Genomic DNA, 16460 nt, shown 5'->3' on the forward strand with positions numbered 1-16460 from the left:
TACAGGACAGTTCACCTATGGATTCTCAGCATCGTCCATCTCCTGATTCTGAACAACAAACGACTTCTAAAAAACACAGGCGCGGCATCGGTGGAATTGGTTGGACTATAATTGGTGCTGTTTTTTTTGGTAGCTTACTGGCGATAGGTATTCTACCCCGATTGAGCCAAAAGTCGGAATTACAAGCAGCAGTCAAGGAAGCAAGCACCCTACCCTTAGTCAACGTAATCGCTCCCCGTCGCGCTACTGGTGCTACGAAAGTGGAACTACCTGGCAGTGTTGTAGCCCAGAATCAAACGACCATCTACGCTCGCAGTACTGGGTATTTACGGCGGTGGTACGCAGATATTGGCGATCGCGTCCAAGCTGGTCAGTTGTTGGCAGAAATTGATTCACCAGACACCGATCAGCAAGTTCTGCAAGCGAAGGCAGAGGTAGTGCAAGCACAAGCCAATGTATCTCAAACTCGTGCTAATTTAGCTAAAAGTATTTCTGATTTGAAGCAAGCCCGCGCTAATCTATTGATCGCACGTCAGAGCTGGGAGCGCTGGCAACTTCTTGTCAAGCAAGGTGCAGTACCTCAACAAGATGCAGATACAAAATATGCTACATATCAAGCTAATCTTGCCAGCGTTGAGGCAGCACAAAACACTATTAATTCTGACTCTGCCAACATCAAAGCAGCACAAGCTAACGCCTACGCAAGTCAAGCAAACTTCCAGCGTAATACCGTATTGCAGTCTTATAAGAAAGTCACTGCTCCTTTTGCAGGAGTGATTACTGCACGTAACGTCAATACAGGTGTTTTAATTTCAGCAGGTAATGGTAACACCAGTACCAGTACCAGCAACACTAACACTAGCAATAGCAGCCTTTATACTATTGCTGCTTATGACAATCTAAAGGTAAATGTGAGTGTTCCACAGAGTTTATCACAGTCACTTCAAACTGGACAAACAGCACAAATTACAGTCAGAGAGTTACCCCAACGAGTGTTTACGGGTAAAGTAGTGCGTACTAGCAACGCTATAGACCCAACTACTCGCACTTTACTGACACAATTAGAAGTACACAATTTGGACGCGACGCTGCGACCTGGGATGTATGCCAATGTCAAATTTGCCATTAACCGCACCAATCCTCCCTTTGTTGTGCCAGATAGTGTTTTAGTCGTTAATGGCAAAGGTACGCAGGTAGCAACTGTAACCAAAGACCACACAGTGCATTATCAAAAAGTTGCCGTTGGGCGAGATTATGGTACTGAAGTAGAAATTACATCAGGTCTCTCAGGAAATGAATCGCTCATTGCCACTCCTACGGTTGATGAGACAGAGGGTTTGCGGGTGCGGCCAGTTACGCAAACAAAGTAGACTCAATGAAAAACTCTATCCCGCAAGTGGCGTAGAGTTTTTGGACATTGGGCATCTCCAGAAATTAAATATGCGTTACCTAATACCGTTTCTTTGTGAGCTGCATATATTTACCCCCCGGCTACGCCGTCCCCCCTTGTGAAGGGGGGACTAATTATGTGCATCTTCATACAGAATTGGTATAAAACCCTTGTAGAGACGTAGCAGTGCTACGTCTTTACATTATTTTCACTCCTATGTCTATTGGGCATTGGGAATTGAAAAGAGGCAGAGAAAGACAAGGCGAATAACCAATGCCCCATGCCCCGCTAACTATATCCTAGACTGGATTGCCTTGATTAAATCATAAAAAGGTTGCCAATTATCTTCCTGAGCAATTGGTTCCCAAATAGATTCAATCACAGGTCTTAACAATGCTGCTTTGGGATTATTAACAGTTAGAGTTTGGGCAATTACATTGATGCGATCGCTCTCCAAATCATTCAAAATTTTATGATACAGTATGCACCAATCATCAAAAACTCCTGACGCACCCGGTACTGGCACAATATCTGAATTATTTAGCACAAAACCTGGATCATCCCGCCATTTCGATGAAAAAGTCCGAGCCATCTCATAAAAGAATTGGTGATAACCAACTTGGCTATCTTTCAAAAATTCAACCGTTAGATTCAACAGTTCCCCAGCTTCTGGATGTGGCAAATCCTCAAAACCTAACTTTTTCAACATCAAAGAACTGTATTCAGCTTGATAATACTCATCAAACATTGCTAATCCAGCTTCCATTTCCTCTTTATCGATAATCGCCTTTAAAGGTTCCTGGAGCATTTGTAAATTTAACTGACAAATACTTGGTTGATTACCGTAACAGTAGCGTCCATAATAGTCAAAATATGCAGCTATAAACGATGGGTTATAAGTTGGGATAAAGCCGTAAGGGCCATAGTCAAAACTCTCTCCGGTAATCGACATATTGTCAGTATTTAGAACTGCATGACAAAAGCCAGCCGCCATCCACTGCGCTACTAGTTCTGCAACTCGTTTCACTAATTCGGCGTAAAACAAGGCATATTTATCTTCTTCAGCACTTAAGTGTCGATAATACTGCTCAATTACGTGGTCTAATAACTTCTTAGTTAAATCTGGACGCTGGAAAAAATGCAGTCGCTCAAAAGTGCCAAACCGAATATGAGAGCTGCTCATTCTAATCATCACACACGAGCGGGTAGGCGAAGGTTCATCGCCCCGCCAGAGGGGTAAACCTGTTTCAATCATGCTCAGACAGCGCGAGGTACGTACACCCAAGTGGTGTAATGCTTCCGCAGCCAGAACTTCTCGCACCCCACCTTTGAGCGTCAGCATACCATCGCCACCACGGGAGTAAGGCGTTCTTCCAGAACCTTTCGTGCCAAAATCGTACAATTCGCCATCAGTGGCGCGTACTTGCCCGTAGAGGAAGCCTCTACCATCACCTAACTGTCTGTTATATTCACCAAATTGATAGCCGTGGTAACGCAGCGCCAAGAAGGGTTTACGCCCCTGAAATTTGCCAAAAGCTGTGATAAAATCATCATCTTTGACTAGTTGGGGGTCTAAACCCAAGCGGGGTAGTAGTGCATCGTTACGCCAACGCAGGAGGTGTTGAGGAAATTCCTCTGCTGCAACCTCATCGTAGTAGTCATCGCCTAGAGATTCCAAGGCGCTTTCGTAGTTGAGGGAGAGAAAAGGATTGCTAGAATTTTTGTAGTTCGGAGTTTCAGCCAGAGTCATTACGAGCAAAGCTTAATTCATTCTTCCCTTAATACTACCTCTGGCATCAGCATCAGCATAAACGCAAAAAGCGACCCATATCTAAAATATGGCAGCGCCCCCATTAAAATCTAGAGCAATGGATAAAGTTTTGCAATTAAAGAAAAACTTAACTCAATTAGCTATTTTAGACGCTACATTTGAGGTTTTTGGCTCAGAATCACACCAATATCAATTTAAACCTTGCTTGAATAACAAAGATATTCAAGTGTTTGAATCTAGATATAATATTACGTTACCAAGTGAATATCGAAACTTTCTCTTAGAAATTGGTAATGGTGGTGCAGGGCCAGGATACGGCTTATCTGGACTATCGGGAATTGAATCTGAAGATGTCATCCCAGAAAAACTATACCCTGAGAACTACGAAATTCTCTCTAAACCATTTTCTTTCACAAAAGCATGGAATGGTTTGGATTTAATTGTCAAGAATAATACAGATTTTGTTACCAACAATGATGACTACTTCGACGATAAATTTATCCACGGTACTCTCACAATTACAAATTATGGTTGTGGAATTTATGCGATGTTAGTCGTTACTGGGGAGCAGTCAGGAAAAATCTGGATAGATGACCGTACTAATGATAATGGGATATATCCTGCTTCTTTGAGCTTTTGTCATGCTTTCCATGACATCAACCCTGATGATTCTCATTCAAATAGCAATGAGGAGCCGCCTTTAAGTTTTTCTGATTGGTATGAAGACTGGCTCAACCGAAGCTTGCATCAAATCCGCCAGTCTTCCGAAATTTAACCTTAATTAAATCAAACTAATTTTTTATTTTGTAATTGGTTGTGATGTTGGTGGAGTAATTCCTACTGAGTTTGATGCTGGTTGTGATGCCTGTGAAGATAGAATTTGTTTCACTTGCTGGTTATAAGTTTGCAAAATTGATTGAACCTTTTTCTGTTGATCTGGATTCAAATTCAAAGATGTTAACGCTGTTCTGATTCTCTGACGGGATTGCACTGCTGCCTTAAATTTAGTAGTTTGGGATGGGTTTAATAGAGCCTGAATATCCTTATCTCTTTGCTGACGGGCCACTTGGATTTGTAGGCGCTGTTGATTTGTGAGTTTGGTTTTTTGGTGTGATGCAGGACTAGTCTGAGTTTTTAAGGCTGGTGGTGTAGAGGTGGGATTTGAAACTGGTTGTGCCAAAACACTTCCGTGTAAGATGGTAGCAAAAGCAAAGATAGCAGAAAAGACAGATAAGCGTTTTATAGAATTAACAGACATTTTGAAAAACTCCTCAATCGTTTAATAGAATTGGGCACATCGGCTTAAGCGAACCTTGATAACTGAGCCGACTAGCGAATAAATATTACTATTGCATTTGCTTGTGGAGTTATTGTGTATTTATTATGAATTTCCTATGAATTTATAGATGTTTATAACTAATTTACTAAACTTATGAAAAGGAAGGTATTGCCCCATTACGAATAGCTGTAAATTGAACAATTTTCACCAAGTATAAATAAGGTTTGGGCAAAAACTAAGCGTTATGCACCTATAATAATTACTTAATTTTCGTTTACAAATAGTATTTATAAATCAATCCGGTTTAGTTAAGGCTAAAACTTTTTATAAAAGTCAATTTTTTAACGAACCGCCAAGGACGCAAAGGACGCAAAGAGAAGGAAGAAATCCTTAACTGAACTGTATTGATTTATAAATAAGTAAATTTTTAATTAGCTATAGTCAGTTAAATATTTTTAAAAAATATACTCAGGCGTTTTTAAAATTTAGGTATTTGCCAATTAGGATTGATAAGACTTGTCATAATATGATCTTCCCATTGCCCATTAATCAATAAATAGTCTCTAGCATATCCTTCAATGACAAAACCTAGTCTTTTGAGTACATTACCACTGCGCCGATTGTGGGGCATATAATTAGCCATAACTCGGTGAAAATTTAACTCTTCAAAAAGATATTGAATGGCGGCTTGTAGCCCTTCTGTCATATATCCTTTCCCTTGTTTACTTTCAGCAAGGCTATATCCCACATAGCAAAAATGAGCGGCTCCTCGGACAAAATTACTAAAATTTACAGTTCCAATAATTACGGTTGGGTTTTTTTTAGTAAAGATAAATAGCTTTAACGATTGACCATTAATAAATTCCAGAAAATTGTTCTCTATCTGATACTGCCAATACTCTTCAGTGAAAAACCCATCAACCCAAAGAGGGTAAAATGGAGTGAGATAGGTTTTATTATGAATGAAGTATTTGAGAATTTGGGGTATATCTTCATGGATAGCCGCTCGTAAGAACAGGCGATCGCTTGTAATTAGTGGCAGTTCGGATATCATAAATTACTTAATCGGCGGGATCTGTTCCTAAAACATTCTCTAGATTTTAAATTCTCTCATACCGTGGTTTAGCAGCAGCAAGATGAGTTGTATTATTGTTTCAATTTGGATAATCAGTGGTGTAGGTATGGGTTTTTTGCCGAAAACGTCATGCTTTCGCTTTACTTGCAACTGATAGGCTGAGTATTTTGGCTGTGAATCTGCCATTCAACCAAAATCTTGATAAGCTGATGTCTAATATCTAGAGCGCAAGGATTGAGAGCCAATGGGTGATAAAGCACAGTAAGCGGCATAACTTCGATAAAATCGCTTTGCCCAAACGCTGTACCGCAGGAAATTCAACCAAAAGACAGCTCAAGATTTAACCCAGTCTACAAGAAGGATAGTGATGTGGTGGGAATACGCTACGATTGGCAGGAATTAGAGATTCGGGCGATATACAACACGCCATTGCTAGAGCTTATTTATCAAGCTGCTAGCGTGCATCGCCAATATCATGACCCAACAAAAATACAAGTTTGTAAGCTTATATCTATCAAAACGGGAGGTTGTCCAGAAGATTGTAGCTACTGCGCCCAATCTTCCCGCTATAAAACAGAGGTAAAGCCGGAAGCACTCCTTGAAAAGGAAACGGTAGTTAACATTGCCCAGAAAGCGAAAGAAACTGGTGTTAGTCGCATCTGCATGGGTGCTGCTTGGCGCGAAGTGCGGGATAACTCACAATTTGAGGAAGTCCTGGAAATGGTCAAGGATGTAACCGCAATGGGTTTAGAAGTGTGCTGCACTCTGGGTATGTTGACAGCAAATCAAGCCAGGAAATTGGCAGAAGCAGGACTTTACGCCTACAACCATAACTTAGATACCTCGCAGGAATATTACAGCACAATTATTACCACGAGAACTTATAGCGATCGCTTGAACACAATCGAGAATGTCCGTCAGACAAATGTTACCGTATGTTCCGGCGGTATTCTGGGTTTGGGCGAAACTGTCGATGACCGGATTGGGATGTTACAAACTTTGGCAAACTTACATCCGCATCCAGAGTCTGTACCAATTAATATTCTTTCACAAGTACCGGGTACACCCTTAGAAAATCAGCCTGATGTCCCCATTTGGGATATTGTGCGGATGATTGCCACAGCCAGAATTTTAATGCCAGCTTCCGATGTGCGTCTTAGTGCTGGCAGGGCTAGACTTTCTCAAGTTGAACAAGCTTTCTGCTTTATGGCAGGAGCCAATTCTATCTTTTCTAGCGACGACAACAAAATGTTGACAGTGACTACTCCCTGTCCAGATTATGATAGCGATCGAGAAATGCTGAACTTACTTGGTTTGGGAATGCGTCCGCCTTCCCAAAGACTGGAGAAGGTAGCAAGTCCGGCTGTTGTGGGATAAATATCTTTTTGTAGGATGGGTGTCTCGCCCGTCCTTAGTAAACTGAGGGCAGGCAAGATGCCCGCCCCACGAGAGTGTTGGTTAAATTATCTTGGCAGTCCGCAGACCGAACAGCAGACCGACAGCCAAACCAAAGAACAAAGCTAAAAAGCCGATGTAAGCTGCAATCGCAAACATTTATTTTTCTCCACAATACTTCCTAAATCTATTGAATCATTAGTTGTTGGGCATTGGGCATAGGTCAATAATTAATAGTTATTCTTCCCTGCTCCCTCTTACTCCCCACTCGCCAGATTGCGATACAATACAGCCCACGGACGCTTGTTTAGGGGTTGGGCAATGACTTCTGTAATTAATGTAAATTTACCAGACCAATCTTATGAGATTGCGATACCTTCTCTGCGAGACGCTACGCGAACGGTGAGCTACACTGACGCACCTTCGAGTTTAGATCAACTGGGTCAGCAGATGGCCAGTCTGAAGCTAGGCAAGAAGGTACTGCTGGTTTCTAATCCTACTATTTTTAAGCATTTTGGGGAAAGAGCGATCGCATCCCTAACATCTGCTGGATTTGAAGTTGCTAGCTGCACCCTACCACCAGGGGAACGCTACAAAACCCTCAATTCCATCCAAAAACTTTACGATATCGCCTTAGAAAACCGCCTAGAACGTTCTTCTACAATGGTGGCTTTGGGCGGAGGTGTAATTGGCGATATGACTGGCTTTGCAGCTGCAACTTGGCTACGCGGCATTAATGTTATCCAAGTGCCTACCACTCTCTTAGCGATGGTAGATTCGGCAATTGGTGGCAAAACTGGCGTGAATCATCCCCACGGCAAAAACTTGATTGGGGCATTCCATCAACCGCGTTTGGTTTTGATTGACCCAGAAGTGTTAAAAACTCTTCCTATGCGCGAGTTTCGGGCCGGAATGGCAGAAGTTATTAAATATGGTGTAATTTGGGATGCCGAATTGTTTGCCCAGTTGGAAGCAAGTAAACGCCTCGACCAACTCCGCTATGTAAAACCTGAACTGATACACACCATATTGATGCGCTCTTGTCAAGCTAAAGCAGATGTTGTTAGCAAAGATGAGAAAGAAGGCGGATTGCGAGCGATTCTCAACTATGGACATACTATCGGTCATGCAGTGGAAAGTTTGACTGGTTATCGTCTAATAAATCACGGTGAAGCGGTGGCCATTGGTATGGTAGCAGCGGGTCAAATTGCTGTGGAATTGGGAATGTGGCAAAATGTTGACACGGAACGTCAAAATGCTTTAATTCAAAAAGCAGGTTTACCGACTCAGTTACCAACTGGGGTAGATATTGAAGCAATTATTGAGGCGTTGCAGTTAGATAAGAAAGTCAAAGCGGGAAAAGTGCGGTTCGTTTTACCAACAGAGATTGGTGTAGTAACTGTTACCGATGAAGTGCCATCAGATATTATTCGGCAAGTTCTGCGGGGAATGTGAAGAATTTGAAGAAGAATTCAGGAATCAGAATTCAGCAACCAGAATAACAATTAGTTGCTCTGTTCTTCAATTACGAATTACGAACTTGTACTGAGCGTAGCCGTTGGCGCAGCCTCTCGTAGAGAAGTATTACGAATTACGAATTAATGAGCCATGATACTCCAAGCCAAGAATCAATTAACCAATCAATTAACCTTGCAAGAGTTCATAAATCTTTCACCAGGTGAGGGAGATATAACTTATGAACTTGTTGATGGTCAAGCAATTCCTAAAATCTCACCAAAAAAATTCCACTCTAAACTTACCCGCGCCCTTCTGAATTTGATTGAGCAATGTTGTGAGGGACAAGGAGAAGTTTGCCCAGAATTAGCTGTCGCACTAACCCGTCGAGGGCGAGATTGGATGCCAATACCGGATATTTTATATATTTCTAATGAACGTTTACCCCCTGATTGGGATCAAGAAGGATCGTGTTCTGTTCCTCCTGATTTGGTGATTGAAATTATTTCGCCGGGACAAACCTTTGGACAAATGGCAGCTAAAGCCAAAGACTATTTAGATGCTAAGGTGCTGCGGGTGTGGGTGGTAGATAGTAAAGCCAGAAGTATTACTGTTTTTTATCCAGATGCAGCACCACAAACTTTTATGGGAGAAGAATTACTCAAAGATTCTTTATTTGAGGGGCTGCAATTTACTCTTGAGCAGCTGTTTCAAAAGGCAAAAATACCATTAAATACTTAATAGCATAATTCCTTCATCTCAACGTCCATCAGAATTTTAATCGACGGCTTTTGCTACTCAAGCTTTTATATCTTTAGTCAGAACGCTCTATTTTTGAAACTGCGGTTCTTTCTGCGGTTGCTGTTGGTTATTTGTGGGTTGCAATTTTTGAAATAAAGCTGGTGGCATAGCTTTGCGGAAAGCCCCGCAGTAGTGCATAGTCATAACTGCTTTGAAAGCCCAATGGTCTGATGACACATCACTAAAGGGATTCGGTAAAGTTTCTGCTTGATTCTGAACACAAGCATTCAAAACTTGATTCGATTTTGCTGGAGTATCGGTAGTAGGTTCTTGAGATTTAACAGGGGTTACAAAGCTAGTAGTAGCTATAGGACTCATATTTGATTATTGAAATATACGTAGGGTGCGTTAGCCAAAGGCTAACGCACCGCCCAAAGGTTAGGTGCGTTAGGCTACGCCATAACACACCCTACTTACTACTTAGATTTTTTCAGAAATCAAATCATAGTCCTATAGCACTACGACTGTTACCAGAAGTTTGTAGTTCATAATTTGAGTTTTCTAGGGATGAAAGTCTACCCTATGTTAGTTCCCAGGCTGTTGCCCAGGAACTAGAATAAACTTGCTGAGATTAAGCGTTAGAAAACATGGTAAGCATTACTAACATAACAACTAATGCACTGATCCAAAGAGCTAAAGATCCCCAACTAACTGAATCTTTTTGTACTCTTTGCCAGAAATTGGTAACTAAGTTATTCCGAATTGCCATTTTATAACCTCCAATTTTTATTAAACTTGCACTGACTCAATTAATTAAGCCTAGATTGAGTAAATAAAAGTTAATCTTTAGGGGTATTAGCTTTTATTTACTGATTCGCAGAGATTAACCAACAGAGATTGAAATTAATTCATGCAGCCAGTGCCAATGCATGTATCTCAACGCATTACTGAAATCTAAAAAATGAACAAAAATTTACAAAAAGATATTTGTTGATGCTTAAATTAATTTTCCCATACGTAACTGTTTACACTCCAAAATTTGGCGATTTTGAGAAAATTCTTAACGTTGTCTTAACTATGTATAAAAGTTAGTGTTTTCAATTCAAAAACTACTTAATTATTGACGATGTTTCACTTTGAATCATGATTTATATAGACTTGAAAATAGACATAATTAACAGTAAAAAAGCAGGTAAATAATGGTGCAACAAATAAGACATAATGAACCGCAATATATCTGTATCATTCCAGTTGAGAGAATTACAGCCAACCAAGACGAAGAAATCATGACCTTTGGTGCATCAGCCGATGATGCAAAAAAACAAGGTGAGGAATTGTTAGCATCTACCTATGGTTGTAATCAATCACAAGTTTTGGAATTAATCCAGCAAGCACGAATTGAAATAATAGCTCAGTGGTGTGCCCCTCAAGAGCGCAGAGGCATATAAAATCAAGGTGGTTGAGCCATTAAAAATTACTACTCGCGCTGAACGCGGACAGGCAATGTCTACGACAGGCTATGCCTACGCATGAGGTAGCAAAGGCACTGAAATTGAAAAACTACTATAGATGAAGTGTAAAAAACAGCGCCGCACTACCAACTAAACTATGTTACCTTTCAAAACTCTGCTACGCGTCCGACACTATGAGATGGACGCTCTTGGACATGTAAATAACGCCGTCTACCAAAATTATCTAGAACAAGCAGCCATTGAGCATTCAGAATACCTGGGCTTAACTTTAGATGTATATCGGCAAGTAGGTGGCGTATTTGTCATGCGGCGGGTAGAAATTGACTATTTACGCCCAGCAGTAGCAGGCGATACTCTAGAAGTCACTACCTGGTTGAAGGAAATGCGCGGGACTCGTGCCTTGCGATGCTACGAGATTCGTAAACAAAACCAAGATAATTTGTTAGTTACGGCAGAGGCGCTATGGGTTTGGGTGGATGCACAGACAATGCGCCCACGCCCAATTCCTAGTGTCATGTTAGACAAATTTTTGCAAATCCAAAACCCAGGTGTTACAAACTAAAAATGGTTTGTTATTCGCCATTTAATGAATCTTAATTCTTTTAATGAAAACAAATGATTGATTTTTTACCCAGGTAATGCTGACGAGCAAGAATACACAACTATGATGTTATAAGTGCAAAATTTAAATTTGTAGGAACTGCAATCAAAATTAGTTTAGTAAATCAGGATTTTCAAGTCAATATTATGGAGCAAAGTCAGCCACAACAGCGCCGTGTCGCCGATGAAGTATTTCAAGAATCTCTCGATCAATTGGAGGATATCTTACAAGAAAATTCAACTGAGGATGAAGAAATCCCCCAAGCACAAGTGCATACTAGTAGTCTCAATGAAGTCGAACTCAACGATCAAGACTTGATAGATATTGATTTAGCGGCTCTTGAGGACGCAGTTGCTGATATTGAACAATATCTCGAAGAAATAACAAACACTAAAGAAAAGTTATGAGTTCTAACTCTTGACTTATTTGCCGCCGAGCTTCGTACAACATTAAAGCAGCTGCGATCGCTACATTCAATGATTCCACCCCAGGACTCAAAGGAATTCTTACTTGCCTGTCTGCGATCGCTGCTAATTCTGCCGACAATCCAGCACCCTCATTTCCTAGTAAAATCAGACTGGGTTTGCGCCAGTCCACCTCCCAATAAGTTAAAGTCGCACTAGGTAAGGTTGCCACTACTTGCATTCCTGCCTGCTGACTTTGTTGTACTGTAGCTTTTAAATCTTCGGTTACGGCTGTTGGTAGGCGAAACCATTGCCCTGCTGAAGCCCGGAGAACTTTGGGGCTGTCTAAATCTACACTATCTTCGCTTACCCACAACCCGGATGCTCCAGCAGCAGCAGCAGCGCGGATCATCGTACCCAGATTGCCGGGATCTTGCACTGTTTCTAAAGCTAAAATTATACCAGTAAAGGGTAATTGAGTTTGACGAACGCTTCGTTTTGCCGTTGCAACCACACCATCCGGCTGGACTGTGGTAGCGATCGCATCCAAGACTTCTTTACTGACAATTTCGGCGCGATCGCATTGGCTACAAGCTTCTTCCCAGAGTGAGGCGTGGGCTGCTTGCCAATCTGGAGTACAACAGACTGTTTCTAGTGGGTAATTCACCGCACAAGCTTCTTCTAATAGGTGTGTCCCTTCTAGTAAAAATAACTGCTGTTTGTGCCGCTCCTTGGTAGAGTGGAGTTTGCGGATCTGCTTGACTAGGGAATTTTGTAAACTGGTCAACACGATTTTGGATTTTGGACTTTGGATTTTGGATTAATCTAAAATCCAAAATTGATATGCGGAACCCGGGACTTGAACCCGGAAGCCTTGCGGCACTAGAACCTGAATCTAGCGCGTCTGCCAATTCCGCCAGTTCCGCTGGCAACTTTCTATTATTGCGTATTTTTTTACCTTTGTCAAGTTAAAGCATAACGCCTCGTTTAAGAGGCTCAAACTGGAAACAAGTTTTTCAGGGCATTAGGTCGAATCAAAATATTAACTGAACAGTACAGCATTGATTTTTAGAGAACACTTAAGTTATTTTACTGAGTATTTAATTTAGCTTAAAACTACTACTTGTTCATTCATCTTTGCTAATTTTTTTAAATTCTCAAAATGCTTGCTGTCGTTGACTTACAACCTTTATTCTTCACAAAAAAACAATTTTTTTATGCAATATGCTGCTCTAAAATGTGGACAATTTGAATCTTTACTGTAGAATCAAAACCAACTTAAAACATATAAAATACGTATTACTTTTGGAGGTAGGCTTATCAATCCTTCTACCAGCTTACCAGATGTCAAAATTGCTCCAGAAGCAGACTCCTCAGTCTTGCAAATTTGGGGTGGGCATCCTTTGCGAGGTCATGTGAAAATTAGCGGGGCAAAAAATGCAGCACTGGTAATCATGGCTGGAGCCTTGCTGTGTCCGGGCGATTGTCGTATCCGCAATGTCCCTTTATTAGCGGATGTAGAGCGGATGGGTCAGGTGTTATCGGCTTTGGGTGTACGTTTAACCCGGCAAGGCGATATTTTAGACATCAACGCCAGCGAAATTAAAACATCCAAAGCTCCCTACGAACTAGTTACCCAACTGAGGGCGAGTTTCTTCGCCATCGGTGCCATTCTGGCAAGATTGGGAGTAGCGCAGATGCCCTTACCAGGCGGTTGTGCTATTGGGGCAAGACCAGTTGACTTGCATGTTCGAGGACTGCAAGCAATGGGAGCGGAAGTACAAATAGAGCATGGCATTTGTAATGCCTACGTCCCTGGCAGCAGCCGGAGATTACAAGGTGCGAAGATTTACTTAGACATCGCCAGTGTCGGAGCTACGGAAAATTTGATGATGGCGGCTACCCTAGCAGAGGGTGAAACAATCATCGAAAATGCTGCCAGAGAACCGGAAGTCGTTGATTTAGCTAACTTCTGTAACGCGATGGGAGCGAAGATTAAGGGCGCGGGGACTAGCAGGATTATTATCGAAGGAGTCCCGAAGTTGCATTCTGTTGACTACAGTATCATTCCCGATCGCATTGAGGCCGGGACGTTTTTACTGGCAGCAGCAATTACCCGTTCCGAACTTCTTCTATCACCAGTGGCTCCAGAGCATCTCATACCAGTGATTGCCAAGCTGCGAGATATTGGGGTAACTATAATTGAGGATAAGCCTGAACACTTACGTATTCTGCCAGCGGAAACTCTCAAGGCAACGGATATTGAAACTCAATATCATCCTGGTTTTCCCACAGATATGCAAGCGCCGTTCATGGCTTTGCTGACATTAGCCGAAGGCGACAGCGTAATTAACGAATCTGTCTTTGAAAATCGCTTGCGTCATGCCTCAGAGTTAAATCGCTTGGGGGCAGACATTCGTGTTAAAGGCAACGCTGCTTTCGTTCGGGGAGTACCGAAATTGTCTGGCGCACCAGTATTAGGTACAGACTTGCGAGCATCGGCAGCGCTAGTCATAGCAGGACTGGCGGCAGAAGGGAAAACCACAATTCAAGGATTACAGCACCTCGATCGCGGCTATGATCGACTCGATGTGAAGTTGCAGCAATTGGGCGCTAAAATCCTGCGTGTGGGTGAAACATCAGCAGATGCAGAAATCGCTTCCACCATCGGTAGCCTTTCAAGTTGAAATTGATAGGTTGAGACTGACATGGAAACTAGGGGAATGAGGGAAATAAGGGAGACAAGGTAAAATTTTCTCCCCCTACTTCTCCTGCTCCCCGTGCCCACTCTAGTTAAATCGTTATACTAACTGTGGGTGGCTGTTTATTTAATCAGCCAGATTCCATAGTTGTGTTTTTTTATAGCTTGCTGCACTATGTCCTTCTTAAAAACCCCGCTAATTGGTTTAAAAGCCGACTCATTTCGTCATCCATTAGACCTGGAAGCTACCAAAACGCTCAAGCAAATACCAGGCATAGATATGTTGGTGCGAAATTGGCTTGGGCCAATGGCAGAGCAGGTTTTCTATGTGGAAAATATTGCCTCCAGCATTCTGGTGGGTGAAAAGCAACTGCCCGATTTATACAAGCTGTTGTTAGATGCCTGTAAAATCCTGGATATAGAGCCTCCCCAGTTGTACGTCCGGCAACATCCGGCTCCCAACGCCTATACTTTTGCTGTGCGGGGTAAGCAGCCGTTTGTTGTGTTACACACATCCCTGATTGATATCCTCACACCAGAGGAAATACAGGCAGTAATTGCCCACGAGTTAGGGCATCTCAAGTGTGACCATAGCGTTTACTTGACGCCTGTAAATTTATTAATATTAGCTGCGGCGATTGTGCCCAATGTTGGAACCTTCGTTGCTCAAGCCATACAGGCACAACTTTTAGAATGGGTACGCTGTGCTGAGTTTACCTGCGATCGCGCCGCATTACTAGCAACCCAAGACCCCAAAGTTGTCATGTCAGTATTGATGAAGCTGGCGGGTGGTTCTCCCATCTTAGCGCCACAACTGAATCTTGATGCCTTTGTTGCCCAAGCCCGCGCTTACGATGATATTAGCAAGACCGAACTAGGTGAAATGGTCAAAGCTGCCCGCACAGCCCAATTAACCCATCCAGTACCAGTGCTGCGGGCGCGAGAAATTGACCGTTGGGCAAGTAGCACAGAATATCAAACTCTGTTACAAAGTCACGGGCTGAAGTCTACAAGTAATGAAGTTGCACCCAAAGGCGGATGGCGAAACTGGTAGACGGACTAATGAAATTTGGATATCTAAATTAAATGTGTTTGAGCTTACAATACTCCAGATGATTCGCTCATGCGTTGGCGCAGCCCGTCGTAGACATCGCACTTGCTAAAGTCCTTCAGGCAAGCTATGAGCGGTTGCACTGTAATGTAAAATACTGGTACAGCCAAAAAATCAGCTAATGACCAGGTTTCCTTACGACCAGTTCGCCAAAGACTATCTTAAAGAATTGTTACAACCATTGGGAGAAGTGGAAACAAGTCGGAAAGTTCCAGCCCAAATCCGAGAGATTGATGTTTATTTTGTACCTTCGCACCAATCGACAAATACAATAGAATTAGGGCTGTTAGGAAAATTTGCGGCTGAACCTGCATTAGTTGAACCATTTAGAAATGCAGGTACAATTGCGGAGATCCGCAGTTGCATAAATAAGTTATTTGATATCTTTGCTGAAGTAAAGCGTCAAGCTAAAGGTGATAAAACTAGGCTTGTAGAATCAAAATTACCACGTTTATGGATTTTGTCACCCACGGCTTCTGAATCTATATTGGATGGTTTTAGAACTAACCTAGATGAAGAGAATTGGGGAATAGAAGTAAATTTTTTAGGCGATTATTTTAGAACAGCAATTGTAGTAATTCACCAATTGCCATGTACAGAAGAAACACTATGGTTGAGAATTTTAGGTAAGGGAAGAGTTCAGCAACAAGCGATAGACGAACTAGAAGCACTTCCCCAAAATAATTCCTTACGTTCCAAAGCAATTGATTTATTATTGAATTTAAAGACTACTTTAGAATTCAATCAAAATATAGACGAGGAAGATAGAGATTTAATTATGCGTTTATCACCTATTTACGAGCAAAAATTAGCAGAAGTTAAACAAGAAGGAATCCAAGAAGGAATTCAAGAAGGAATTCAAGAAGGAATCCAAGCAGAACGTCGTAATGTTGTAGAAAGTTTGTTGCGAGTTCGCTTTGGTTCTTTAGATACAGAACTAAGAGGAATTACTGAAGCTTTATTGGCATTATCTCCAGAGGAATTTACTCCTTTATTACTCCAACTATCTAAAGAAGAATTATTAAATAGATTCCTTTAGAATAACTCACTCGGAGATACTGGGTT

19 protein-coding genes and 1 tRNA gene are annotated in these 16460 nt (G+C 41.8%); 11 read left to right on the plus strand and 9 right to left on the minus strand.

Features of this window, described 5'->3' with window-relative positions; translation table 11 throughout:
* Nucleotides 1-17 precede the first annotated feature (17 nt).
* A complete protein-coding gene (locus tag V7K25_RS00575) occupies nt 18-1370 on the plus strand; it encodes an efflux RND transporter periplasmic adaptor subunit (protein ID WP_335154134.1) in 1353 nt (450 codons plus the stop codon).
* A 312-nt stretch (nt 1371-1682) separates the two neighbouring features.
* On the opposite strand, the gene V7K25_RS00580 is transcribed toward V7K25_RS00575, so the two are convergent.
* Nucleotides 1683-3140: a protein adenylyltransferase SelO gene (locus V7K25_RS00580; protein WP_335154136.1), complete on the minus strand. Its 1458-nt coding sequence runs from the start codon at nt 3138-3140 to the stop codon at nt 1683-1685.
* Between the two features lie 118 nt (nt 3141-3258).
* On the opposite strand from V7K25_RS00580, the gene V7K25_RS00585 reads away from it, so the two are divergent.
* Nucleotides 3259-3936: an SMI1/KNR4 family protein gene (locus tag V7K25_RS00585; protein WP_335154138.1), complete on the plus strand. Its 678-nt coding sequence runs from the start codon at nt 3259-3261 to the stop codon at nt 3934-3936.
* 24 nt (nt 3937-3960) lie between these two features.
* On the opposite strand, the gene V7K25_RS00590 is transcribed toward V7K25_RS00585, so the two are convergent.
* The 3 genes from V7K25_RS00590 to V7K25_RS00600 form a co-directional block, all read right to left on the minus strand.
* Complete coding sequence (locus V7K25_RS00590; RefSeq protein ID WP_335154140.1) at nt 3961-4419, minus strand: hypothetical protein; 459 nt, start codon at nt 4417-4419, stop codon at nt 3961-3963.
* 499 nt (nt 4420-4918) lie between these two features.
* Nucleotides 4919-5494 (minus strand): GNAT family N-acetyltransferase, encoded by a 576-nt coding sequence (locus V7K25_RS00595; RefSeq protein ID WP_335154142.1) that lies wholly within the window; start codon nt 5492-5494, stop codon nt 4919-4921.
* A gap of 39 nt (nt 5495-5533) precedes the next feature.
* Nucleotides 5534-5701, minus strand: coding sequence for a hypothetical protein (locus tag V7K25_RS00600; RefSeq protein WP_335154144.1), 168 nt, complete (start codon nt 5699-5701; stop codon nt 5534-5536).
* Nucleotides 5702-5884: 183 nt separating this feature from the next.
* Between V7K25_RS00600 and bioB the strand changes: the two genes are divergently transcribed.
* Entirely contained in the window at nt 5885-6892 is a 1008-nt protein-coding gene (gene bioB, locus V7K25_RS00605; protein ID WP_335154146.1) for a biotin synthase BioB, read from the plus strand.
* Between the two features lie 81 nt (nt 6893-6973).
* Here bioB and petL read toward each other — a convergent pair whose 3' ends face one another.
* On the minus strand, nt 6974-7069 hold the full coding sequence (gene petL / locus V7K25_RS00610; RefSeq protein WP_109007553.1) for a cytochrome b6-f complex subunit PetL: 96 nt from the start codon (nt 7067-7069) through the stop codon (nt 6974-6976).
* A gap of 162 nt (nt 7070-7231) precedes the next feature.
* On the opposite strand from petL, the gene aroB reads away from it, so the two are divergent.
* Both aroB and V7K25_RS00620 read left to right on the plus strand, forming a co-directional pair.
* Nucleotides 7232-8365 carry a 3-dehydroquinate synthase gene (aroB, locus tag V7K25_RS00615; RefSeq protein ID WP_335154186.1) on the plus strand — a complete coding sequence of 378 codons (1134 nt, stop codon included), beginning with the start codon at nt 7232-7234 and terminating at the stop codon, nt 8363-8365.
* A 153-nt stretch (nt 8366-8518) separates the two neighbouring features.
* A complete protein-coding gene (locus tag V7K25_RS00620; protein WP_335154148.1) occupies nt 8519-9106 on the plus strand; it encodes a Uma2 family endonuclease in 588 nt (195 codons plus the stop codon).
* 87 nt (nt 9107-9193) lie between these two features.
* On the opposite strand, the gene V7K25_RS00625 is transcribed toward V7K25_RS00620, so the two are convergent.
* Entirely contained in the window at nt 9194-9484 is a 291-nt protein-coding gene (locus V7K25_RS00625; RefSeq protein ID WP_335154150.1) for an S-layer protein, read from the minus strand.
* 821 nt (nt 9485-10305) lie between these two features.
* Here V7K25_RS00625 and V7K25_RS00630 point away from each other — a divergent pair.
* From V7K25_RS00630 to V7K25_RS00640, 3 genes are all read left to right on the plus strand, one after another.
* Nucleotides 10306-10554 carry a hypothetical protein gene (locus V7K25_RS00630; protein WP_335154152.1) on the plus strand — a complete coding sequence of 83 codons (249 nt, stop codon included), beginning with the start codon at nt 10306-10308 and terminating at the stop codon, nt 10552-10554.
* Nucleotides 10555-10714: 160 nt separating this feature from the next.
* A complete protein-coding gene (locus V7K25_RS00635; protein WP_196529058.1) occupies nt 10715-11140 on the plus strand; it encodes an acyl-CoA thioesterase in 426 nt (141 codons plus the stop codon).
* A gap of 185 nt (nt 11141-11325) precedes the next feature.
* Nucleotides 11326-11586, plus strand: coding sequence for a hypothetical protein (locus V7K25_RS00640; protein ID WP_335154155.1), 261 nt, complete (start codon nt 11326-11328; stop codon nt 11584-11586).
* On the opposite strand, the gene V7K25_RS00645 is transcribed toward V7K25_RS00640, so the two are convergent.
* Both V7K25_RS00645 and V7K25_RS00650 read right to left on the minus strand, forming a co-directional pair.
* Entirely contained in the window at nt 11570-12373 is an 804-nt protein-coding gene (locus tag V7K25_RS00645; protein WP_335154157.1) for a TrmH family RNA methyltransferase, read from the minus strand. The genes V7K25_RS00640 and V7K25_RS00645 overlap by 17 nt on opposite strands.
* 54 nt (nt 12374-12427) lie before the next feature.
* Nucleotides 12428-12509 (minus strand) — tRNA-Leu (locus tag V7K25_RS00650).
* Nucleotides 12510-12902: 393 nt separating this feature from the next.
* On the opposite strand from V7K25_RS00650, the gene murA reads away from it, so the two are divergent.
* Together murA and V7K25_RS00660 are read left to right on the plus strand one after the other, a co-directional pair.
* Complete coding sequence (murA, locus tag V7K25_RS00655; RefSeq protein ID WP_335154188.1) at nt 12903-14270, plus strand: UDP-N-acetylglucosamine 1-carboxyvinyltransferase; 1368 nt, start codon at nt 12903-12905, stop codon at nt 14268-14270.
* Nucleotides 14271-14459: 189 nt separating this feature from the next.
* Nucleotides 14460-15338: a M48 family metallopeptidase gene (locus tag V7K25_RS00660; protein WP_335154159.1), complete on the plus strand. Its 879-nt coding sequence runs from the start codon at nt 14460-14462 to the stop codon at nt 15336-15338.
* 44 nt (nt 15339-15382) lie between these two features.
* Here the strand turns inward: V7K25_RS00660 and V7K25_RS00665 are convergent, their stop codons facing one another.
* The gene (locus tag V7K25_RS00665) at nt 15383-15505 is read right to left on the minus strand and encodes a hypothetical protein (protein WP_335154161.1); all 123 of its coding nucleotides are present in this window, start codon (nt 15503-15505) and stop codon (nt 15383-15385) included.
* An 11-nt stretch (nt 15506-15516) separates the two neighbouring features.
* Between V7K25_RS00665 and V7K25_RS00670 the strand changes: the two genes are divergently transcribed.
* On the plus strand, nt 15517-16434 hold the full coding sequence (locus tag V7K25_RS00670; RefSeq protein ID WP_335154163.1) for a hypothetical protein: 918 nt from the start codon (nt 15517-15519) through the stop codon (nt 16432-16434).
* Nucleotides 16435-16460 lie beyond the last annotated feature (26 nt).

The organism is Nostoc sp. (genome assembly GCF_036919495.1).
In the GTDB taxonomy this organism is placed as follows: domain Bacteria; phylum Cyanobacteriota; class Cyanobacteriia; order Cyanobacteriales; family Nostocaceae; genus Nostoc.